Raw genomic sequence first — 21,424 nt, 5'->3', positions numbered from 1 at the left:
TAGATGGGTGCGAACCTGGAAATACCGAGCCGGTCTATGACCGCGCTCTGCCGCCGAGGTCTACCGCCGTGAGATGGGCCGCGCTTTCCTGGAGATTCCAGGCATACGCAGCCCATCCGGCCGCGGCACTGCTTGCGCAGGGACCGCGTATCACGCGGTCCGCGCCCGTGGCGAAATCAGATCTTGCCGACCAGATCCAGCGAGGGCGTCAGCGTCTTGGCGCCTTCGTTCCACTTGGCGGGGCAGACTTGGCCCGGGTGCGCGGCGGTGTACTGAGCGGCCTTGAGCTTGCGCAGGGTTTCCTTCACGTCGCGCGCAATCTCGTTGGAGTGCACTTCGGCCGTCTTGATCACGCCATCGGGATTGATCACGAAAGTACCGCGCAGGGCCAGGCCTTCTTCCTCGATGTGCACGCCCAGGGCGCGCGTCAGCGTGTGGGTCGGGTCACCCACCAGCGGGAACTTGGCCTTGCCCACGGCGGGGGAGGTCTCATGCCACACCTTGTGCGAGAAATGCGTGTCGGTCGTGACGATGTACACCTCGGCACCCAGCTTCTGGAACTCGGCGTAGTTGTCGGCGGCGTCTTCCACTTCGGTCGGGCAGTTGAAGGTGAAAGCGGCCGGCATGAAGATCAGCACGGACCACTTGCCCTTCAGCGTGGCATCGCTCACGGTGATGAACTTGCCGTTGTGGAAGGCCTCGGTCTTGAACGCCGGAACCTGGGTGTTGATAAGGGACATGGAAATCTCCTGTAGTGAAAGGTGGAAAGGAAGCTAGCTTGCTTTGCAACCGGTTCAGGGGAAACACCCCTGGGAAAACCGATAGGGCAAAGTTTAGCTTTCCAGGATTGACTTACGCGCTCGGCGTATCTATTGCGGGGATAGGCAGGCTATATGAGCCTGTCGCGGACACGGGAGACACGGGAGACGCCCGACCAGCTCCGAGGCCCCCACCGAGGCCCAAGTGTGGCTGGGAACTGGTTCGCGGACCAGGAGCAGGAACGGCGCGCGTCAGGCCGTGGCGGTGTCAGACGTGGTCAGCGGCACAGGCCGCGCCAGCACCTTGTCGATGCGCCGGCCATCGAGATCGACGACCTCAAAATCCCAACCCGCGCAACTGACGCGCTCACCCGTCTTGAGCAAGCGTCCGCTGACGGCCAGCAGCAGGCCAGCCACCGTGTTGTAACGACCCCGGTCTTCGTCCGGCAACTCGCGGATTTCGAAGCGGGCCTTCAGCTCGTCCACTGGCATCACGCCGTCGAGCAGCCAGGACCCATCGTCGCGCTGCGTGGCCCAGGCATCCACCGGAGCCGACTGCAGTTCGCCCGTGATGGCTTCCAGCAAGTCGGCGGGCGTGAGCAAGCCCTGGATCGCCCCGTACTCGTCGACCACGAACATCATGCGCAGGGAACGGGCGCGGAACTGCTCCACCAGTTCCATGCCGGACAGCGTTTCGGGCACGAAAACGGCCGATTGGGCATGGCGCTCGACCGGATCCTGGGCACGGGCCGGATCACGCGCCAGGGCCAGCAGCGCCCCCACGCTGATCTGCCCCACGACATCGTCCAAGGAGCCGCGGCACACGGGGTACCAGGAATGCACGCTGCCACTTTCCTGCTCGCCCTGCTGGGCATCCTGCTCGGTCTGGCTGCTCAGCGCGAGCTGCTCCAGGCATTGCAACGCGTTCAGTCCGGCGTCCAGCCAGGCAATGTCAGCGCGCGGCGCCATCATGGAAATCAGTGGCCGGTCGTCGAGGCGGAAGACGTTGCGCACCATCTGGTGCTCGTGCTCCTCGATCAGGCCCGCGTCCACGCCCTCCTCCAGGCTGTGGCGGATTTCCTCTTCCGTCACGCTGCGCGCGACGTCGGGCACGCGCAACAGCTTCAGAACCGCCTGGGTGCTGGCCGACAGCAGCTTGACGAAAGGCTTGGCCCCCATGGCCAAGCCGCCCATGGGCCGCGACACCCAGCGCGCCACCAGCTCGGGATAGAGCTGCCCGACGCGCTTGGGCACCAACTCACCGAAGATGATGGTCAGGAACGTGATCAGGGTGACGACCAGCGCCGTGGCGGTGACGCCCGAGGCACCCTCGCTCACACCCAGCGTTTGGAGCAGCGCCGCCAGGTCATCGCTGAAGGCAGCCTCGCCCACGATGCCGTTGAGCACGCCGATCGAGGTGATGCCAATCTGAACGGTGGACAGGAACTGATTGGGGTTGTCCATCAACTCCAGCGCCTTCTTGGCGCCGCCGTCGCCTGCCTCCGCGACGGCCATCAGGCGCGCCCGGCGGCTGGAGGCCAGGGCCATTTCCGACATGGCGAAGGCGCCATTGAGCACGATCAGCAAGGCAATCAGCAAAAAGTCCATGCCCAGAACTGTACCGCGTGGGCTTTTCACCTTGCGCGCTGCGCGGACGCACACCGACGGGCCGGATAATCCAGCGCCAGTCCCGTTTCCAATTCCGCAACGAAAACGCCGCATGGCCCATTACCTGATTGGCGACGTGCAAGGCTGTGATGCCGCGCTCGGCCGCCTGCTCGACACCGTCGATTACTCCCCCAGCCGCGACACCCTGTGGCTGATGGGTGACCTCGTCAACCGTGGCCCCTCATCGGCCGCCGTGCTGCGCCGCCTCATGGGCTACGCGGACGCGGCGCGCTGCCTGCTGGGCAACCACGACCTGCACCTTCTCGCTGTCTCGCTGGGCGTGCGCCGCGCCCACCGTGGCGACACCGTGGACGACGTCCTTGAGGCACCCGACCGCGCGGCGTTGCTGGATTGGGTACGCCGTCAGCCCCTGGCCCTGGGCGCGAGGCTGGAGGGCCATGACTTCCTGATGGTGCACGCCGGGGTGCTGCCGCAATGGAGCACGGCGCAAACGCTCGCGCTGGCCGCCGAAGTGCAGGACGTGCTGGCCGGCCCCGACTGGATCGGCTTCATCCACCAGATGTATGGCAACGAGCCGAGCGCTTGGCGAGACGATCTGCGCGGTGATGACCGCCTGCGGGTGATCGTCAACGCCTTGACGCGCCTGCGCTTTTGCACGCCCGAGGGCGCCATGGAGTTCAATGCGAAGGAAGGATTGGACACCGCGCCGCCGGGTTACCTGCCCTGGTTCGAGGTGCCGGGGCGACGCACGGCCAGCGAGGACGTGACCATCGCCTTCGGCCACTGGTCCACCCTGGGCTTGGCCGAGCCGCAGAACGTGTTGCGCCGTGTCCGCCTGTGGGCCCTGGACTCCGGCTGCATCTGGGGCGGGCAACTGAGCGCGCTGCGGGTCATGCCGGGCGCGACGGCGCACGTCCTGGTGCAGGAAGACTGCGAGCCGGTGCGCAAGCCTTTCTGAGTGCGACGGAATCCACCCGTGCCTAGGGCCTGTTCACACTCATTTCCCGAGTGCGAATGAGGTGTGTAGAGGCCCTAGCCGGCGGCGCGCGCATCAGACATCGATCTCGCCCCGCAGGAACTGGACGGCTGAGCCGGAAACATGCACCCGCTCACCCTCGACCCGGCAATGCAAGGTGCCCGTGCGAGAGGACAGCTGCACCGCGACCAGCGTGTTCTTCGCCAAACGGTCCACCCAGTAAGGCGCGAGGCCCGCGTGGATGGAGCCAGTCACCGGGTCCTCCTCGCCGCCGTTGGCCGGCCAGAAGTAACGCGACACGAAATCGCAGTCCGCGCCGGGCGCGGTCACCGTCACGTCCAGCGGCCCAAGTTCGGCCAGCCGCTTGAAGTCCGGACGCAAGGCGCGCACCTGGGCCTCGTTCTCGTAGACCGCGAACCAGGCCTGGGCGTTGCGCAGCACGGCGACCGGTGCCACGGGCAGCCCGTCGCGCAAGGCCGCGGGCACCTCGGCCACGGGCACGGGTACGGGACGGCGGTTCGGAAAACTCATTTCCATGCGCCCGTCTGGCAGTTTCACGACGGGCACTTCACCCACCGCGGGCGCGCGGAAGGTGATTGGAGAAGGCGCGCCGGACTGGAAAAGCACGAAGGCACTGGCCAGGGTGGCGTGACCGCAGAAGTCGATTTCCTTGTAAGGCGAGAACCAGCGGATGTCGTAACGGCCATCCGCCGCTTGGACGAAGAAGGCCGTCTCGGACAGGTTGTTCTCCATCGCAATCGCCTGCATCAGCGCTGGCGGTAGCCAGTCCCGCAAAGGCACCACGGCGGCTGAGTTGCCCTTGAAGCGTTCGGACGTGAAGGCGTCGACGACGTATTGGGTGAGTTTCATGTTGCTTGGCCTTTCTGGGGATCGTCAACGTGACGTTCAGTGCAACCCGAAGATGAGGTGGGCATTGGATGGGGCTTGGATGGGACTTGGGCCTGGACCCTAGACCAAGGACAAGCCGATCGACAGCACCAGCAGCGCGGCCATGGTCCAGTTGAAAGCCCGGATCATGCGCGGACGGTGCAGCCAGCGGCGCAAGGCGCTGCCAAAGGCGGCCCAGAGGATGATGCAAGGCATGCCCACCGTGATGGCGATGAGTGCGGCCAGGCCCAAATGCCCCCAGAAGGCCTCGCCCGAAGGCACATAGGCCGACACCATGCCCGTGGTCATGACCCAGGCCTTGGGATTGACCCATTGGAACAGGGCCGCCTGCCAAAACGTCATGGGCTGCCCCTGTCCGCCCGCCTCTTGTGGATGCAAAGGCGGCGCGGCATGCGCGATCTTCCAGGCCAGGACCAACAGGTAAGCCGCGCTCACGTATTTCAGCAAGGGATGCAGCCAGGGGTAGCGCGTGAACACCGCGCCCATGCCCAGCCCAATCAGCACCAGCATGGCGACGAAACCCATGTTCACGCCCCAGACATGGGGCCAGGTGCGGCGCAGACCGAAGTTCAGCCCCGACGCGGCCAGCATGGTGTTGTTGGGCCCCGGCGTGATGGAACTGATGAAGGTGAACAGCGCCAGCGGCCCCAGCAGGGCGGGCTGCATCCAGGCAAGAGCGTGCGTCGAAACCGTGTCCATGGTCTTCCTTTGCGTGATCAAGATTGTGTTCTAGCGGCCGGTTGCGGTTGCGGTTGCGCGGTCGCACCGCGCAAGGATCGCCGCCCGCCCACGATGACGCCGATCACCGCGATCGCGAACACCCAGGTCTCGCCGCTGACCGGTTCGCCAAACAGCAACGCGCAGGCCATCACCGTCAGGAAGGGCTGCAGCAGCTGCACCTGCCCCACCCGGGCGATGCCCCCCACGGCCAGGCCACGGTACCAGGCAAAAAAGCCCAGGAACATCGAACCGAATGACAACCACGCAAAGGCGAGCAAGGCGCGGTTGGAGGTAACGCTGCCGCTGGCCCGCGCCGCTTCCGCCGCGTCGCCGACCATCCAGGCCACGGGCACGGCGATCAGCGGCGCGCTGATCACCAGCGCCCAGCAGATCGTGCGCGCGCCGCCGAGGGTGCGCGCGGCCCGCGCGCCCTCGGCGTAGCCCATGCCCCCCGCCACCACGGCCAGCAGCAGCCACAGATCGCCCGCTTGCAAGGCCCCCTGGCCTTGCCGCAGGCCGTACCCCGTGACCAGCACCGCGCCCACGGCCGCCCAGCCCCAGAACGCACGCGCTGGCTTTTCGCCGCTGCGCCAGGTTGCGAACAGGGCCGTGGACAGCGGCAACAGGCCGTTGAAGACCGCGCCGTGCGAGGCGGAAACACTTTGCAGCGCCAAGGTGGAGAGCAAGGGCCAGCCGATCACTATGCCCAGCGCCGCGCCCAGCACGCCGGGCCATTCCGACCGCGTGGGCAGACGGCTGCAGTTCACGGCCAACAGCACGGCGGCGGGCAAGGCGGCCACCAAGGCACGCCCCAGGCCGGCCAGCAGCGGCGGCCATTCAGCGACGACCACGCGCGTCATGGGCAGAGTGAGGCTGAAAATCAGCACGCCCAGCAAGCCCAGGCCATACCCTTCCCAAGGCGTGGCCGCGGCCGTTTGGGGCTGAGCGGAGGAGATGGCGCCAGGGGCAGGGGTCGGCATCGCCGCACGCGGCGATGCGATGCCTGATGGGGAAATCGTCGGGGAACGGGTCAGCATGGAGGGCCTTGACAGTCATCGGTAGGCCTGTCACTCTAGGGCCAGTGACCAATACAGTACCGGTACAGTTGGATGGTTTCCCTCAGACACTGGCCCGGTCCAAACACCATGACAGTTGCCCCGCCCTCCAGCACCTCCAGCCCCGGCCGACCGGCCTCGCCCCCCCCTTTCACGCCGGGCTCGCAGCTTGTGCACGCGGCCGACGCGACCCTGGTCGCCCAACTGAGCCAGGACCTGGCCCGCCGCATTGAGGACCAAGGCCTGCGCCCCGGCACCCGTCTGCCCTCGATCCGCCAGATGGCCGAGCAGGCCAGCGTCAGCCGTTTCACCGTGGTCGAGGCGTATGAACGCTTGGTTGCGCAGGGCCTGGTGCAGTCGCGCCGCGGCGCGGGGTTTTTCGTGCAGGCCCGCCGGGCACCACTGGTCGACCAGAACGCCAAGGTGACCAAGCCGAACGCGCCCGCGCAACTCGACACCCGCTGGATGCTGCGCAGCCTGTTCGGATCCAACCCCATCGATGGCGCCATGCCGGCGAGCGCGGGCTGTTTGCCGCCCGACTGGCTGGACGCCGATTTGGTCGCAGGCGCGCTGCGCAGCGTGGGGCGCACGGCGCAAGCCCGACTGCTGGGCTACGGTCATCCACAAGGCTATGCGCCCTTGCGCCAACAGCTCGCCGCACTGCTGCAGACCCAGAACGTGCCAGCCCACCCAGACCTGCATCTGCTGACCACCAGCGGCGTCACCCACGGTCTGGACCTGGTGGCACGGCTGCTGGTGCAACCCGGTGACACCGTGCTGGTGGAAGACCCGGCGTGGTACGTCATCTTCGGTCGGCTGGCGGCCTTCGGTGCCCGGGTGATCGGCGTGCCGCGCGGCCCCAACGGCCCCGACATGGCCTGGCTGGAGCAGGCCGCCGCCCAGCACAAGCCCAAGCTCTTCATCACCAACAGCACAGTCCACAATCCGACGGGTTACGGCCTGTCCGCCGGGTCGGCCTACGACATGCTGCGCGTCGCAGAGAAGCACGACTTCATGATCGTGGAAGACCTGACCTACGCCGAGTTCCACCCGAACAGCGGCAGCAGCCTGACGCGCTTGGCCGAGCTGGACCGTCTCAACCGCGTGATCCTGGCCGGGGGTTTCGCCAAGACGCTGGCCGCCAGCCTGCGCGTGGGCTGGCTCGCCGCGAAAGAGGACTTGGTGCAGCGCCTGAGCGACATCAAGATGCTGGGCGGTCTGACCTCCAGCGAACTCAGCGAACGGGTGGTTCACCGCGTGCTGGCCGATGGGGCCTACCGCCGCCATGTCGAGCGGGTCAGACTGAGGGTCGATGAAGCGCGCACGCGGTGTTTGAAACGCTTGCTCAAACTCGGCTACACCGTGCCGTACGAACCCCAGGCTGGCATCTTCATCTGGACCGACTGCGGACGCGACAGCGAGCAATTGGCGCGCGAGGCCGCCGAGCGTGGTTTGTTGATCCCGCCCGGCTCGCTGTTCTCACCCACTCAAGCGCCATCCCGCATGGCGCGCATCTCGGTCGCCATCGTGGACGAAGAAGCGGTGTGGAAGGAATTGGCAGCCCTCAAATGAGGGCGGCGACGGACCTCGGTCGAGGACTGGACGCGCCCCAAACCAGGGCAAAAGTGAGGTCGCGGTCCGGCCTCAGGACTGCTTGAACAGCGCCGCCAGCTTGCGCTTGGGGCGGATATTGGTCGACAGGTTGCCGCGGTTGATGGCCGGCTTGGCCGCCGCTTCCCAGGGAGCGGGCTCGGCCGCTTCGGAGGGGGGGGTGGCTTCATAAGGGCGGTCGAAGAATGGGTCCGCAGGCGCCGAACGCGGCGCTGGGCGAGACTCGCGGCGACGCTCCGAATTCCCCTCAACGCGTTCACGGGGGCGTTCAACTCCCACGCCACGCCCGTCGTCACGGCGGCCCTCCTGGTCGTAGAGGCGATGGCCTTCGTTGAAGCGGCCCTGACGCCGGATATCTGGGCGGTCTTCCTCGAACTCGATGGGTTCGATCTCGATCTTGGTCTTGATCAGCTTCTCGATCTCGGCCACCGACTTGACGTCGCGCGGCGACACAAAGCTCACCGCGACGCCCAGGGCCCCGGCCCGGCCCGTGCGGCCGATGCGGTGCACGTAGTCCTCGGCATTGAAGGGGATGTCGATGTTGAACACCGCCGGCACGTCCTTGATGTCCAGGCCGCGCGCGGCCACGTCGGTGCAGACCAGCAGATCGACCTCGCCCTTCTTGAAGGCGTCCAAGGCCTTGAGGCGTTCGTCCTGGCTCTTGTCCCCGTGCAGGGCCGCGGTCTTGAGACCGTCACGTTCCAGCGCGCGCGCCAGCCGGGCGCACCCCAGCTTGCTGTTGACAAAGACGAAAGCCTGCTTGAGGTTCTTGTCGCGCAGCACTTGGCGCAGGGCGTGGCGCTTGTCGTCCTCGCCCACGCTGTAGAAATGCTGCTCCACCGTCGTGGCCGTGGCGTTGGAACGCGCGACCTCGATGGTGATGGGGTTCTGCAGGTAGCTCGAGGCCAGGCGTTTGATCTCGGGCGAGAAGGTCGCGCTGAACAGGAGCGTGGTGCGCTGCTTGGGCAGGTGGCTGAGGATGCGTTGCAGGTCAGGCAGAAAGCCGATGTCCAGCATGCGGTCCGCCTCGTCCAGCACCACGTACTCCACCTGGTTGAGCACCGCGTTCTTGGCCTCGATGTGATCGAGCAAGCGGCCGGGGGTGGCCACCAGCACTTCCACGCCCTTTTTCAGTTCCAGGGTCTGGGGCTTCATGTCCATGCCGCCGAACACCACCGCGCTACGCAAATGGGTGTACTTGGCGTACATCTTGACCTGTTGCGCCACTTGGTCGGCCAGCTCGCGCGTGGGCAGCAGCACCAGGGCGCGCACGGGATGGCGCGCGGGAGATGTCGAGGCGTTTTCGTGCTTGAGCAGGCGCTGCAGCAGGGGCAGCGAGAAAGCCGCCGTCTTGCCCGTGCCAGTCTGAGCCGCACCCATCACGTCCTGACCGGCCAGCACCACCGGGATGGCCTGCGCCTGGATGGGCGTCATGGTTTCGTAGCCCATGTCAGCCACGGCGCGTTTGAGCGGCTCGGCCAGGGTCAGGTCAGCGTAGCGCTTGGGGGCCGGAGATGCGAGCTCTGGGGATTCAGCACGAATTTCGTCATTCATTGCCCTCAATTATCCCCTATCAGGCCGATCCGCCCTCAAACACACGGTCGGCGCCACTTATCGACAGGAGTGGGCCTCGCCGCTACAGTGGCGGCGCAGCACGGGAGCTCCCTCTCTTGAATCTGGATCTTTACACGCAGTATTTCTTCTTTGGCGTCATCGACCTGATGCAAGGCATCAGCCTCTACCTGCTATGGCGCCGAGAAAAACAGCCTCACCTCCTGCTGTGGGGCTTGGGTTTCGGCGTCAGTGCCCTCGGTTTTCTGCTCGTCAACCTACGCCACACGCCGCTGGCACCGTTGTCCGTGATCATCGCCAGCGGGACCCTGGTCACCCTGGGAATGGCCTTGCTGCACGCGGGGCAATGCGCCGTGCTGCGCCGGCCGGATTTGCAAGGCCGCATACGCGACGCCCTGCGCTGGAGCTGGCCTTTCGCTCTGACGGTGATCCAGCCCCTGGCGATGTGGCTTGCCCGTTCCGACGCGGACCGGGTGGTGCAGGTCCATTCGGCAATGCTCGGCCTGGTCGCAGCCTTCGGATTGGCCGCGCTGGCCCGCGGGCGGGATCAAGCCAAGGAACTCGACAAATTCGGCCGCAGCCGACGTGACCCGATCATCTTCTGGGCGCTGCTGATCGTGCTGATGGTGACCCGCGTGGTGCTGGCGCAAAACTTCACGGAACTCTTTCTGGTGTTCGAGCAGTTGATCTACAACGTCCTGGCCTTGCAGGTGCTGGGCATGGTGGCGGCGCATGTCGGCTTGTTCGCGGCGTTCATGAACATGCACACCGCGGCGCTGAACGCGGAGCTGCGCAGCCGTTCCACCGCGCTGGAAAACAGCCTGGAACAGTTGCGCTGGATCAGCGAAACCGATGCGCTGACAGACCTGGCGAACCGGCGCAAGTTCAACGAAACCTTGGCCGCCGAATGGGCTCGCGCCATGCGGCGCGGGCAACCACTGGCCTTGTTGATGATCGACATCGACCACTTCAAGCTCTACAACGATCACTACGGCCACCCCCAAGGTGACCGCTGCCTGGAGCGCGTGGCGCGCGTGCTGAGCTCCTCCGCGCAGCGCCCGGGTGACTTGGCGGCCCGCTATGGCGGTGAAGAGTTCGCGCTGATCTTGCCCGACACCGACAGCGCCGGGGCTGAGAGGCTGGCCCAGAAAATACTGGATGCCGTGCGGGCGCAACGCATACCGCACGCAGCCACGCCCCTGCCGGAAGGCATCGTCACCTTGAGCATCGGAGTGGCCAGCCAACGGCCCGGGAAGTTGGCACGCCCCCGTGAGTCCGACGCGTCCGTCAAGCAGGGCGCTGGCAGCCCATCGGCTGCAGTGACCGACATGGAAAGATTCATCAAGTTTGCGGATGCCGCGCTGTATGACGCCAAGCATCAGGGGCGCAACCGCCTGGCCGTAGCACTTTGAAGAACTTCGACCTCCCCAAGAAAAAAACCTGCCGTTGACGCGGCAGGTTTTTTTCTTGGGCCACCCGCAACCGGCCTAGGCCGGTGCGTGTCTGGTCTTAGAAGGTGTAACCCACGTTGACAGCGTAGATCATCGAATTGAAGGTGACATCACCCTTGGTCGTGACGTCATCCACCTTGGAGGCGTTGGACGCCCCTGGGCCCTTGAAGGTCATCTTGGTGTCGATGGGTATGTAGCTGAACGACGTGCCAATGCTCCACTGTTCGTTGAGCTTGTAGGACACGCCCACGTTATAGACCGGCGCCCAGGTGGAATCCACGCTGGCCGAATAGCCAGCCAATCTGTGGATCGTCCCCGTGGGGCCGTCATCGTGCACCTTGACGTCCGTGAAGCGCACATAGGTCGCGCCCAGGCCCACATAAGGACGGAGCTTGACGTCAGGCGTAAAGAAGAAGTACTTGGCCAACAGGGACGGCGTCTGCACATCCGCCTCAGCGGCGTTCTTGTGGTTGCCCGTGGCGTCCGTGGCAATATCAAGTTGGATTCGCGGCGCAATGCCGGCGGCCAGTTCAACGGCAATGTTGTTGGTGACCATGTGCGTCACGTTGAACTTGACCGTGGTTTCGTCGCTGGCCTCGGCGCTCGCGCCGTTCACAAAGCCTTGATAAGTCGGCTTATAAGCAGCGGCGGCAGAAGCCGTCAGATCGCCCACGGAAACATCTTGCTTGATATACGCAACACCCACATACAAGGTGGTATCGCCGGCCTTCTGTGCATAAGCCGAACCCGCCAGAATGGCCATGCCGATCACCGCGGCGGCCTTGGAATACTTGCTCGTCATTTCAATCCAATTCCTAAAAATCTTTGTTGTATCGAATACGACACCCGGGGCATGTCTCCATCGCTCCTGCGTGCCAGTGCACAGTTTAGGGTTGAATCTCTTGCATTTTCGCCCAGCAAGCGCTGGGATTTTCCCTCGCTTGCGGCCCAATAAACCCATCTAGAAACCTCATCCTCGAGCCGGAGCAAGCGCCGTCCATACCGTTTGCAGACAACAACCCACGCCCGATACGCTCCACCATCGGGACGAAACAGAACGCGGAAACACTCAACCCCGCCTTCAAAAAATCAGCCGCACAGCTCAGGTCTTGGGCAAGGTCACGCCGCTTTGTCCCTGGTACTTCCCGCCCCGATCCTTGTAGCTGGTCTCGCAGACCTCGTCGCTTTCAAAGAACAGCACCTGGGCGCACCCCTCACCCGCGTAGATCTTGGCCGGCAGGGGGGTGGTGTTGGAGAACTCCAGTGTCACGAACCCCTCCCACTCGGGCTCGAAGGGGGTCACGTTGACGATGATCCCGCAACGCGCATAGGTGCTCTTGCCCAGGCAGATGGTCAGCACATTGCGCGGGATGCGGAAGTACTCCACCGTGCGCGCCAACGCGAAGCTGTTGGGCGGGATGATGCAGACGTCGCTCTCGATGTCCACGAAGCTCTTCTCGTCGAAGTTCTTGGGGTCGACCACGGTGCTGTGGATGTTGGTGAACACCTTGAACTCGCGCGCGCAGCGGATGTCATAGCCGTAGCTGCTGGTGCCGTAGCTCACGATCTTGTGCCCGTCCGCCGCGTAACGCACCTGTCCTGGCTCGAAGGGCTCGATCATGCCGTGCTGCTCGGCCATGCGGCGGATCCATTTGTCACTCTTGATGGTCATGTCGTTTTCCCGGGAATGCGTGAGATTGTAAGAACTCATGACCGGAGGCCAGCTTTCGCGGTCCCACGTGCCATGGATTTACATTCCCGGCGCTCCCTTGGCTGGCCGCTTGCAATCGGGGACGATGCGGGTCATGAGATGCCCACCCGTACTGGAAACAGAACAGGAGCGGCTCAAGGCCCTGTCCAAATACGGCTTGCGTGGTGAACGCCCGCTGCCCAGCTTGGACCCGGTGGTCCGGATCGCCGCGCGGATGTTCAACATGCCCGTCGCCGCAGTGAACATGATCGGCAGTGATCATGTGTTCTTCGCCGCCAGCACCGGCGTTGATGGCGACGTGGACATGCGACGAGACGCCTCCTTCTGCGCGCACGCCATCACCCAGGACGAGGTGATGGTCGTGCCCGACGCCACCGAGGACGTTCGTTTTCACGACAACCCCCTGGTAACCGGGTCCATCGGTCTGCGTTTCTACGCAGGGGCGCCCCTGCGCTCGCCCGATGGGCACGCCCTCGGCGCGCTTTGCATCATCGACAAACGGCCGCGCCACGATTTCTCCCTGGAGGACCAAACCCGCCTGCGCGAACTCGCCAAGATGGCCGCGGACCGGCTTGAATTGCGCCGCATCGAGATGTCTGCGGAACAGGCCAAGGGCTCGTTCGAGGAATACGCCCAGCGCTCGCCCACCGCCGTCGTCTGGTTCAACGAAGACGGCGTGGTGCTGGCATGGAACGATGCGGCGGCGGCTCTCCACGGCTACCGGGTGGACGAGGGCTCAGGCCGCCCCTTCGAGACCTTGGTCAGAGCGGAGCATCGGGCGAGCCTGCATGCCTTGATCGCGCGGGTGGCGGCAGCGGGCTCGGTGGATGGTTTGTCGGTGCCCGAAGGCATCCACGGCGTGCGCAAGGACGGCTCGGAGTTCCCGCTGGGCCTGTCGTTTTTCTGCTGGCGTGAGAACGGGCATCTGATGCTCAACGCGCACCTGCACGACATGAGCGGAACCCGGCGCCAGGGCGATGAACGGGGCGACACATCGCACACCGACGCGCTCACGGGTCTGGCGACCCGCGCGCAGCTCTACCGGCGCACCGAAGACACGCTGGCACGCGACGGCAAAGCGGCGGTGCTGATGATGGACCTCGGTGGCCTCAAGGACATCAACGACACCCTGGGACACGAGGTGGGCGATGCCGTGCTGCGGGAAACCGCCAGGCGCCTCGAGCACATCGCGCCTCCCGAGGCAACCGTCGCGCGCATCGGGGGCGACGAATTCGCCCTGCTCTTGCCCGGCGTGACGGACCCTGGAACGGCGTCGGTCTGCGCACGCAAGGCCATTGCGCGGATCACGGAACCGGTCTTGCTCCACGGCCATCACGTGCGGGTAGGGGCCAGCTGCGGCCTGGCCCTCGCGCCGATGCACGCGCAAGAGGCGCTCGAATTGATCGGCGATGCCGACCTCGCCCTCTTCCAGGCCAAGCGCCATGGCCGCGGGCAGACCTTCGTCTTCGTTCAGGCCTTGCGCATGGAAGCCATGGCGCGCCGCCTCTACGCCATCGAGCTACACCGCGCGGTGGACGAAGGCGAGTTCGTGCTCTATTACCAGCCCCAGATTCGTCTGAGCGATGGGGCACTGGTCGGCGCGGAGGCGCTGATACGCTGGCGGCACCCACAGCGCGGCCTCTTGTCCCCTGCTGCCTTCCTGCCCGCATTGGCGGGCGGGCCGCTGGCGGCGGTCGTCGGCTTCTGGGTGCTGGATGAAGCCTGCGCACAAGCCGCGCTGTGGCGCCGAAGCGGTGCGCCGGACTTCCGCATCGGGATCAACCTCTTCGGCGCACAGTTCCGCGTTGACGACCTGGTCACGCAGGTCACGCAGGCGCTTCGACGTCACGGCCTGCCCCCCGAAGCGCTGGAACTGGAAGTGACGGAAGACATCGTGCTCGACCACGACGAACTCGTGCTCGACACGCTGCAGCGCCTGAGAGCGCTGGGCGTGGGCATCGCCTTTGACGACTTTGGCACCGGCTACGCCTCGCTCAGCCTGCTCAAGAGCTACCCCTTGAGCCGCATCAAGATCGACCGAAGTTTCGTGCAGGGCCTGGTCGATTCAGAACGCGATGCGTCGGTGGTGCGTGCCATCCTCGACATGGCACGCGGCTTCGGTCTCGACACCATCGCCGAGGGCATCGAAACGGCCGCCCAGCACCGACGCCTGAAGGACTCTGGCTGCGAGGAAGGACAAGGGTATCTCTTCGGTCGGCCAGTGGCCGCGCAGGACTTCGCCGCGGCCTTTGGCATCGGCGCCCCATCACGGAAAGCCTCCAGCGCACAGGTCGGCGCCGGGGGATGACATCACGCCCGCCAAGGGTGAAGCGGTCGCGCACCTTCGCGGTCAGCGCGGCGCGAACAAGCCCACCATCAGTTCGCGCAGCCAGCGGTTGGCCGGGTCCGCCTCGAAGCGACGGCTCCAGTGCAAGGAGACCGTGAAGTCGCGCAGCGGAAACGGCGGCTCGATCAGCGCATAACCGTTCGCGGCGAAGCCTCGGGCGATGTTGCGCGGCATCACCAAGGCCAGGTCCGTCACGCCCACGATGGCGGGCAGGGCCATGAAATGCTCGGCCGTGAGGCGGATGCGGTCTTCCAGCTGCAGGCCTTGCAAGATGCGCAGCGTGTCGGAGTGGGTGCGCCCGGCGACAAACTCCAAGCTGCGCAGCGCGTCCAGCAAGGCGGGGCCCTGCTTGCGCCGTGCCACGTCCAGGAAGGGATGGCCGGCGCGCAGCATGACGATGTAGCGGTCTTGCAGCAGTTGCACGCGTTGCGTGTCCTTCACCATGGGCAGAAAACCGAAGGCGAAGTCGATCCGCCCCTCGTCCAGCGCGGCGCCGATCTGATCGCGCGGCAAGGGCAGGGTCTGTACCCGCACGCCTGGCGCGCGCTCGCGCAGCGTGGTGATCAGATCGGGCAGGAAGCGGCTCTCACCCATATCACTCATGTGCAGGCGGAAAGTGCGGGTGGATTGGCGCGGGTCAAAGGCCGCGCTTTCGTTGAGCGCTGCCTCCAAGGTGCCCAGGGCTTGGCGCACCGCGCCAGCGAGCCGGTCCGCCCGCGCCGTGGGCTTGACGCCGCCGGCCCGGCGTTCGAACAGCGCGTCGCCCAGCAGCAGGCGCAGGCGGCCCAGGCCATGGCTGGCCGCGGGCTGGGTCAGGCCCACGGCCTCGGCCGCGCGGCTGACGCTGCCCAGGCGGTAGGTGGCGTCGAACAGGCGCAGCAGGTTCAGGTCCAGCTCGTTGATATGCATGGCGTTGATATTACATATCTCGCAGATGCTATTGAAGAATGTCGAGCCGCGCGGGACACTGCCGCAGCCTCCAGGCCCCCGTGGCTGGAAGACAGCCCCTAGAACAACGAACGCAAGAGGAGACACGCGTGGAAGTTTCATTCAGCCAGGAGATCAAGTCCCTGGCGCTGGGCGAGGGCCAGACCTTCCATGGCGAGGGCATCCTCGCCATCACCAAGGCCCTGCTGCAGTCCGGCGTGTCCTACGTGGGCGGTTACCAGGGCGCGCCGGTGTCGCACCTGCTGGACGTGATGGTGCAGGCCAAGGGCTACATGGACGAACTCGGCGTGCACGTCGAGGCGTGCTCGAACGAGGCCTCGGCCGCGGCCATGCTGGGCGCTTCCATCCACTACCCGCTGCGCGGGGCCGTGACCTGGAAGTCCATCGTCGGCACCAATGTGGCGGCCGACGCGCTGTCCAACCTGGCCTCGCCGGGTGTCACGGGCGGGGTGCTGATCGTGGTTGGCGAGGACTACGGCGAGGGCGCCAGCGTGATCCAGGAACGCACGCACGCCTACGCGCTCAAGTCCGGCATGGTGCTCCTGGACCCGCGCCCCGACCTGCAATGCATGGTGGACACGGTGGAGCACGGCTTCGCCCTGTCCGAGGCGTCCAACATGCCCGCCATCCTGGAACTGCGCATCCGCGCCTGCCATGTGCGCGGCAGCTTCGCCGCGCGCGACAACCGCGCCCCCAAGATCTCCACGCGCGCGCTGATGGAAGAGCCCGCGGCCTTCAATTACGACCGGCTAGCGCATCCGCCCGTGACCTTCCGCCACGAGAAGTTGAAGATCGAGCAGCGCCTGCCCGCCGCGCGCGCGTACGTGCGCCAGCACCAGCTCAATGAGTTGTTCCCCGGCAAGCACGCCGACCTCGGCATCGTCGTTCAAGGCGGCCTGTACAACACCCTGATCCGCACGCTGCAGCAGTTCGGCCTGGCCGATGCCTTCGGCCAAACCGACATCCCGCTGCTGGTGCTCAACGTCACTTACCCCTTGGTGCCCGAGGAGCTGACCGAGTTTTGCGTGGGCAAGCGCGCCGTGCTGATGGTCGAGGAAGGCCAGCCCGAGTACATCGAGCAAGAGCTCGCCACGATGCTGCGCCGCGCCGACATCAAGACCCCGCTGCACGGCAAGGACATGCTCTCCATGGCGGGCGAGTACTCGGCCGAGGTCATGGCCAGCGGCCTGGAAAAATTCCTGAAACAGTACCGCAATGAGCTGCTGCCCGCGGCCGTGCCCGAATGGCTGACCGGCAACCGCGAGCGCCGCGCCGCCATCGCCCGAGACATCGCGAAGGACGGCGGCCAGGCCTTGCCAGGTCGTCCGCCGGGCATGTGCATCGGCTGCCCCGAGCGACCCGTGTTCTCGGCGCTCAAGATCGCGCAGCAGCAGGTGGGCGACGTGCACGTGGCCGGCGACATTGGCTGCCACGCGCTCGCCACCTTCGAGCCCTTCTCATTCGGTCACTCCATCCTGGGCTACGGCATGTCACTGGCCAGCCGCGCAGGCGTCTCACCGGTGATGAACCGGCGCGTGCTCTCGGTGATGGGCGACGGGGGCTTCTGGCACAACGGCTTGCTGACCGGCGTGCAGAGCGCGCTGTTCAACGGCGACGACGCCGTGCTGCTGATCTTCAAGAACGGCTACACCTCGGCCACCGGCACCCAGGACATCATCTCCACCCCCGGCGACGCGGCCAAGGCCCTGGCCTCCGACAAGCGCCAGAGTCTGGTGCACACCAACCAGACCATCGAGAGCACGCTCAAGGGCCTGGGCGTGCAATGGCTGCGCACCGTGCACACCTACGAGGTGGAGAAGGTGCGCAAGACCCTGGTCGAGGCCTTCACCTCGGACTTCAACGGGCTCAAGGTCATCGTGGCCGAGGGCGAATGCCAGCTCGAACGCCAGCGCCGCATCAAGCCCTGGATCGCCAGCCTGCTCAAAAAAGGCAAGCGCGTCGAGCGTGTGAAGTACGGCGTCGACGAAGACGTGTGCAACGGCGACCACGCCTGCATCCGCCTGTCCGGCTGCCCCACGCTCACGCTCAAGGACAACCCCGACCCGCTGAAAGTGGACCCGGTGGCCACCGTGATCGACGGCTGCGTGGGCTGCGGCCTGTGCGGCGCCAACGCGCACGCGGCCACGCTCTGCCCCTCCTTCTACCGCGCCGAGGTCGTGCAGAACCCGCGCTGGCATGAACGCCTGTTCAACGCCCTGCGCCGCCCCCTCATCAAAGCTTTGCAACCCGCCTGAAAGACATGGCCCCCACGCTTGCCACTTCGTGTGCTGCGCTGCCCTCAAGCACAGGCTTGTCCTGCGCTTTGCTTGAATTTGGGGCCGCGTCTCGCCTTGGGGCGGCCCGGCGGCAAAACCCACCATGAGTACCCAACAACCGATTTCTCTCCTGCTCTGCGCCCTCGGCGGCGAAGGCGGCGGCGTGCTGACCGAATGGCTGGTCGAGACCGCGCGCCATGCGGGCTACCCAGTGCAGGCCACCTCCATCCCCGGTGTGGCTCAGCGCACGGGCGCGACGACCTATTACCTCGAGGTCTTTCCCACGCCCCAGTCCGAGCTGAACGGCCTGCGCCCCGTGCTCGGCCTCTACCCCATGCCCGGCCGCCTGGACGCGCTGGTGTCCAGCGAGTTGCTGGAAACGGCGCGTCAACTCAGCCTGGGCCATGCCAGCCGTGAACGCACCCTGGTGCTCAGCTCCACCGCGCGCACGCTGACCACGATGGAAAAGATGCAGCTGGGCGACGGCCGACGCGACAGCGCCCAGCTCGCGCAACTCGTCGCGGCACACAGCCGCGCCCACCACTTGATCGACATGGCCGAGCTGACCCGCCAGGCCGGCACCGTGGTGAGCGCCGTGATGCTGGGCTGCATCGCGGCCAGCGGCCTACTGCCCATGAAGCGCGAGGATTACGAGCAGGTCATCGGCGGCGAAGGCAGCATGGCCCAAGCCAGCCTGCGCGGCTTCGCTCTGGGCTTCGAGGCCGTGAACGCGCAGCGTCAGCAGGCCCACTACATCGACGCGGTACTGAGCCCGCCCACTGCCCCGTCGGCGTCAGCGGCAAGCGCCTCTCAGGCGTTGCCAGCTCTGCCGGCCGAGGTGGCGGCGCGTTTTCCCGCCACGCTGCACGATCTCATCGCACTGGCCTGCGCACGCCTGCACGAGTACCAGAACGCCGCCTACGCGCGGCGCTACATCGAACGGCTGCACACGGTGCTGGAGGCCGAGCGCTCTAGTGATCCCCAGGGCCGACGCGGCTGGGCCGTCACGCGCGAGATGGCGCGCTGGCTGGCGTTGTGGATGGCCTTCGACGACATCGTGCGCGTGGCCGACCTCAAGAGCAGCGCCACCCGCTGGCAACGCGTGCTCGGAGAAGTCAAGGCCAAGGACGAAGACCTGCTCAAGCTTTACGACCACTTCAAGCCCGGTGTGCCCGAGTTCGCGGCCTTGCTGCCGCAGCGCTCGGCCCAACGCCTCCTGGCCTGGGACAGGAGGCGCTCGCTCGCGGGCAAGACCCCCTGGGCGCTGCCGCTCAAGATCGGCACGCACACCGTGGGCGGCATGTTGGCGCTGCGCCTGCTGGCCCGGCTCAAGTGGCTGCGCCCGCATGGCAGCCGTTTCGTCACCGAGCAAGCCCTGATCGACGAATGGCTGGGGGCCGTGACGCAGCAGACCGCGCGGCACTGGGCCAGTGGCTTCGAGATCGCCCAGTGCGGCCGTCTGATCAAGGGCTATGGCAGCACCAACGAGCGCGGCAAGGACAATCTGTTGCACGTCGTGCGCCACCTGGCCACGGCCTCGCACTTCAGCGACGACGCGGCGCGCGCGGCCGCCATCGCCGCCGCGCGTCAAGCCGCCCTGACCGACGACGCCGGCCAAGCCCTGGACAAGACCCTGGCGCAGCACGGCGCCCCAGCGCGGCCCTTGAAAGCCCAGCCCATCCGCTGGGTGCGCAAGCCAGCGCTCAGAAAAACCCCATGATCAAGGCGCCCGTGCCCGACCCCTGATTCTTTCAACGAGGAGACAACACCATGACATCGACATCCACCTCCCCCCTGCGCCGCGCACTGCTGGCGACCAGCGCCGCCATCGGTGGCCTGGCCCTGGGTTTGCTGCCCCTGCCGGTGGCCGCCCAGGCCTACCCGAACAAGCCGGTCAAGGTCATCGTGACCTTCCCGCCCGGCGGCGTGGCTGACACCCTGGGCCGACTGGTCACGGCACCGCTGCAGGACGTGCTGGGCCAGCCGGTGGTGGTGGAAAACCGTGCCGGCTCGGGCGGCAACATTGGGGGTGACGCGGTGGCCAAGTCGCCAGCCGACGGCTACACCCTGCTGATGAGCTCGGGCGGCCTGGTGTCGGTGAACCCGCACATCTACGACAAGATGCCCTTCAACCCGGCCAAGGACATCGTGCCGGTGGCTTCGGTCGCGCGCGTGGCCGTGTTCCTGGTGGTGCGCAAGGACCTGCCGGTCAACAACGCCCAGGAATTCATCGCCTACCTCAAGGCCAACCCGGGCAAGCTCTCCTACGGCTCGCCGGGCAACGGCAGCTCGCCCCACCTGGCCGGGGAGATGTTCAAGAGCATGACCGGCACCGACGCCCTGCACGTGCCTTACAAGGGCGCGGCTCCGGCGCTCAACGACCTGCTGGCCGGCCAGATCGACTTCTCCTTCGATCCGGGCATCGCCCTGCCGCACGTGCAGTCGGGCAAGCTCAAGCTGCTGGCCGTGGGCAGCCCGCACCGCGCGGCCATCGTGCCCGACACGCCCACCGTGGACGAAGCCACCGGCCTCAAGGGCTTTGACGCCGACAGCTACTTCGGCTTCTACGCGCCCGCGGGCACGCCGGCCGCCGTGGTCACGCGCCTGAACACCGAGATCAACAAAATCCTAGGCACGACCGCCGTGAAGGAACGCATCAACGCCGTGGGCGGCGCCGCCGCGCCCATGACGCCCAAGCAGTTCTCGGCCAAGGCGGATGAAGATTCGAAACGCTTTGGCAAGCTGATCCGCGAACGCGGCATCAAGGGCGATTGAATGTTGACCCCCACGCTCCGCCGTTGCACGGGTCGCTGCCCCCCGAGGGGGCCGTCGCTCGCCTTGGGGCGGCCCGGCGGCGAGCGGGTGTTGACCCCCACCCTCCGCCGTTGCACGGGTCGCTGCCCCCAAGCACAGGTCAGTCCTGCGCTTTGCTTGGATTTGGGGCCGTCGCTCGCCTTGGGGCGGCCCAGCGGCGAGCGGTGAACATCATCATGTCGAAAACCATCACCTACCTGCAACGCGTCGAGTTCGGCGATTGCGACCCGGCGGGCATCGTCTGGTTCCCCAATTTCTTTCGCTGGATCGACGCCGCATCGCGTCATTTCTTCATCGAATGCGGGGTGCCGCCTTGGCACGAGACGGAGAAAACCACGGGCGTCATCGGCACCCCGCTGGTCGATACCCACGCGCGCTTCGTCAAGACGGCCAGCTATGGCGATGTGCTGCACGTCCGGGTGCATGTGGCCGAGTGGCGCGACAAGAGCTTCGTGCAGCGCTACCGCATCGAACGCGTGAACCCCGACAAGACGGGCGATGAGATGACGCTGATCATGGAATGCGAGGAGGTCCGCATCTTCGCTGCGCGGCGCGAGGATGGCGCGGGCATCCGGGCATTGCCCATCCCAGCGGAGATCCGGGCGCTGTGCAGTTGACGCACCCGCGTACCTGAGGCGATCGGGGGC

17 protein-coding genes are annotated in these 21,424 nt (G+C 66.2%); 8 read left to right on the top strand and 9 right to left on the bottom strand.

All coding sequences use genetic code 11. From position 1 onward, the window contains the following. Window positions 1–176: 176 nt before the first annotated feature. Together ahpC and HGR_RS07300 are read right to left on the bottom strand one after the other, a co-directional pair. A complete protein-coding gene (gene ahpC / locus HGR_RS07305) occupies window positions 177–740 on the bottom strand; it encodes an alkyl hydroperoxide reductase subunit C (protein ID WP_006297536.1) in 564 nt (187 codons plus the stop codon). Between the two features lie 270 nt (window positions 741–1,010). Further along, the gene (locus HGR_RS07300; RefSeq protein WP_006297535.1) at window positions 1,011–2,366 is read right to left on the bottom strand and encodes a hemolysin family protein; all 1,356 of its coding nucleotides are present in this window, start codon (window positions 2,364–2,366) and stop codon (window positions 1,011–1,013) included. A 112-nt stretch (window positions 2,367–2,478) separates the two neighbouring features. On the opposite strand from HGR_RS07300, the gene HGR_RS07295 reads away from it, so the two are divergent. Continuing rightward, on the top strand, window positions 2,479–3,345 hold the full coding sequence (locus HGR_RS07295; RefSeq protein WP_006297534.1) for a symmetrical bis(5'-nucleosyl)-tetraphosphatase: 867 nt from the start codon (window positions 2,479–2,481) through the stop codon (window positions 3,343–3,345). Window positions 3,346–3,438: 93 nt separating this feature from the next. Here HGR_RS07295 and HGR_RS07290 read toward each other — a convergent pair whose 3' ends face one another. The 3 genes from HGR_RS07290 to HGR_RS07280 form a co-directional block, all read right to left on the bottom strand. Beyond that, window positions 3,439–4,233, bottom strand: coding sequence for a PhzF family phenazine biosynthesis protein (locus HGR_RS07290; RefSeq protein WP_006297533.1), 795 nt, complete (start codon window positions 4,231–4,233; stop codon window positions 3,439–3,441). Between the two features lie 99 nt (window positions 4,234–4,332). Then, complete coding sequence (locus HGR_RS07285) at window positions 4,333–4,971, bottom strand: LysE family translocator (RefSeq protein ID WP_006297532.1); 639 nt, start codon at window positions 4,969–4,971, stop codon at window positions 4,333–4,335. A 17-nt stretch (window positions 4,972–4,988) separates the two neighbouring features. Further along, window positions 4,989–5,972, bottom strand: coding sequence for a DMT family transporter (locus HGR_RS07280; RefSeq protein WP_006297531.1), 984 nt, complete (start codon window positions 5,970–5,972; stop codon window positions 4,989–4,991). Window positions 5,973–6,218: 246 nt separating this feature from the next. On the opposite strand from HGR_RS07280, the gene HGR_RS07275 reads away from it, so the two are divergent. Next, the gene (locus tag HGR_RS07275; RefSeq protein ID WP_006297530.1) at window positions 6,219–7,619 is read left to right on the top strand and encodes an aminotransferase-like domain-containing protein; all 1,401 of its coding nucleotides are present in this window, start codon (window positions 6,219–6,221) and stop codon (window positions 7,617–7,619) included. 72 nt (window positions 7,620–7,691) lie between these two features. Here the strand turns inward: HGR_RS07275 and HGR_RS07270 are convergent, their stop codons facing one another. Continuing rightward, window positions 7,692–9,212, bottom strand: a complete 1,521-nt coding sequence (locus HGR_RS07270; protein WP_006297529.1) for a DEAD/DEAH box helicase — start codon at window positions 9,210–9,212, stop codon at window positions 7,692–7,694. Window positions 9,213–9,328: 116 nt separating this feature from the next. Between HGR_RS07270 and HGR_RS16810 the strand changes: the two genes are divergently transcribed. Next, complete coding sequence (locus tag HGR_RS16810) at window positions 9,329–10,642, top strand: GGDEF domain-containing protein (protein WP_006297528.1); 1,314 nt, start codon at window positions 9,329–9,331, stop codon at window positions 10,640–10,642. Between the two features lie 97 nt (window positions 10,643–10,739). On the opposite strand, the gene HGR_RS07260 is transcribed toward HGR_RS16810, so the two are convergent. Continuing rightward, window positions 10,740–11,483, bottom strand: a complete 744-nt coding sequence (locus HGR_RS07260) for an OmpW/AlkL family protein (protein WP_006297527.1) — start codon at window positions 11,481–11,483, stop codon at window positions 10,740–10,742. Between the two features lie 300 nt (window positions 11,484–11,783). Continuing rightward, a complete protein-coding gene (gene dcd, locus HGR_RS07255) occupies window positions 11,784–12,353 on the bottom strand; it encodes a dCTP deaminase (RefSeq protein WP_006297526.1) in 570 nt (189 codons plus the stop codon). A gap of 133 nt (window positions 12,354–12,486) precedes the next feature. Between dcd and HGR_RS07250 the strand changes: the two genes are divergently transcribed. Beyond that, window positions 12,487–14,700 (top strand): putative bifunctional diguanylate cyclase/phosphodiesterase, encoded by a 2,214-nt coding sequence (locus HGR_RS07250; RefSeq protein ID WP_039852812.1) that lies wholly within the window; start codon window positions 12,487–12,489, stop codon window positions 14,698–14,700. Between the two features lie 42 nt (window positions 14,701–14,742). On the opposite strand, the gene HGR_RS07245 is transcribed toward HGR_RS07250, so the two are convergent. Beyond that, complete coding sequence (locus HGR_RS07245) at window positions 14,743–15,648, bottom strand: LysR family transcriptional regulator (RefSeq protein WP_006297524.1); 906 nt, start codon at window positions 15,646–15,648, stop codon at window positions 14,743–14,745. A 128-nt stretch (window positions 15,649–15,776) separates the two neighbouring features. Between HGR_RS07245 and HGR_RS07240 the strand changes: the two genes are divergently transcribed. From HGR_RS07240 to HGR_RS07225, 4 genes are all read left to right on the top strand, one after another. Continuing rightward, entirely contained in the window at window positions 15,777–17,942 is a 2,166-nt protein-coding gene (locus HGR_RS07240) for a thiamine pyrophosphate-dependent enzyme (RefSeq protein WP_006297523.1), read from the top strand. A 124-nt stretch (window positions 17,943–18,066) separates the two neighbouring features. Further along, entirely contained in the window at window positions 18,067–19,683 is a 1,617-nt protein-coding gene (locus tag HGR_RS07235; protein WP_006297522.1) for an indolepyruvate oxidoreductase subunit beta family protein, read from the top strand. A gap of 50 nt (window positions 19,684–19,733) precedes the next feature. Next, window positions 19,734–20,738 (top strand): Bug family tripartite tricarboxylate transporter substrate binding protein, encoded by a 1,005-nt coding sequence (locus HGR_RS07230; protein WP_006297521.1) that lies wholly within the window; start codon window positions 19,734–19,736, stop codon window positions 20,736–20,738. Window positions 20,739–20,953: 215 nt separating this feature from the next. Then, on the top strand, window positions 20,954–21,394 hold the full coding sequence (locus HGR_RS07225; RefSeq protein WP_039852808.1) for an acyl-CoA thioesterase: 441 nt from the start codon (window positions 20,954–20,956) through the stop codon (window positions 21,392–21,394). The last annotated feature ends 30 nt before the right edge of the window (window positions 21,395–21,424 follow it).

The sequence above is a fragment of the Hylemonella gracilis ATCC 19624 genome, assembly GCF_000211835.1.
Taxonomy (GTDB): Bacteria; Pseudomonadota; Gammaproteobacteria; order Burkholderiales; family Burkholderiaceae_C; genus Hylemonella; species Hylemonella gracilis.
Note: the sequence above shows the minus strand (reverse complement) of the source record. Positions and strands in the feature narration are given on the sequence as shown.

What these genes read in the sequence shown, in the direction of transcription:
- HGR_RS07300 (WP_006297535.1), bottom strand. Translation starts at nt 2,366, where the DNA reads ATGGACTTTTTGCTGATTGCCTTGCTGATCGTGCTCAATGGCGCCTTC.
- ahpC (WP_006297536.1), bottom strand. Translation starts at nt 740, where the DNA reads ATGTCCCTTATCAACACCCAGGTTCCGGCGTTCAAGACCGAGGCCTTC.
- HGR_RS07230 (WP_006297521.1), top strand. Translation starts at nt 19,734, where the DNA reads ATGACATCGACATCCACCTCCCCCCTGCGCCGCGCACTGCTGGCGACC.
- HGR_RS07235 (WP_006297522.1), top strand. Translation starts at nt 18,067, where the DNA reads ATGAGTACCCAACAACCGATTTCTCTCCTGCTCTGCGCCCTCGGCGGC.
- HGR_RS07280 (WP_006297531.1), bottom strand. Translation starts at nt 5,972, where the DNA reads ATGCCGACCCCTGCCCCTGGCGCCATCTCCTCCGCTCAGCCCCAAACG.
- HGR_RS07270 (WP_006297529.1), bottom strand. Translation starts at nt 9,212, where the DNA reads ATGAATGACGAAATTCGTGCTGAATCCCCAGAGCTCGCATCTCCGGCC.
- HGR_RS07225 (WP_039852808.1), top strand. Translation starts at nt 20,954, where the DNA reads ATGTCGAAAACCATCACCTACCTGCAACGCGTCGAGTTCGGCGATTGC.
- HGR_RS07250 (WP_039852812.1), top strand. Translation starts at nt 12,487, where the DNA reads ATGAGATGCCCACCCGTACTGGAAACAGAACAGGAGCGGCTCAAGGCC.
- HGR_RS07290 (WP_006297533.1), bottom strand. Translation starts at nt 4,233, where the DNA reads ATGAAACTCACCCAATACGTCGTCGACGCCTTCACGTCCGAACGCTTC.
- HGR_RS07285 (WP_006297532.1), bottom strand. Translation starts at nt 4,971, where the DNA reads ATGGACACGGTTTCGACGCACGCTCTTGCCTGGATGCAGCCCGCCCTG.
- dcd (WP_006297526.1), bottom strand. Translation starts at nt 12,353, where the DNA reads ATGACCATCAAGAGTGACAAATGGATCCGCCGCATGGCCGAGCAGCAC.
- HGR_RS07245 (WP_006297524.1), bottom strand. Translation starts at nt 15,648, where the DNA reads ATGCATATCAACGAGCTGGACCTGAACCTGCTGCGCCTGTTCGACGCC.
- HGR_RS07295 (WP_006297534.1), top strand. Translation starts at nt 2,479, where the DNA reads ATGGCCCATTACCTGATTGGCGACGTGCAAGGCTGTGATGCCGCGCTC.
- HGR_RS07260 (WP_006297527.1), bottom strand. Translation starts at nt 11,483, where the DNA reads ATGACGAGCAAGTATTCCAAGGCCGCCGCGGTGATCGGCATGGCCATT.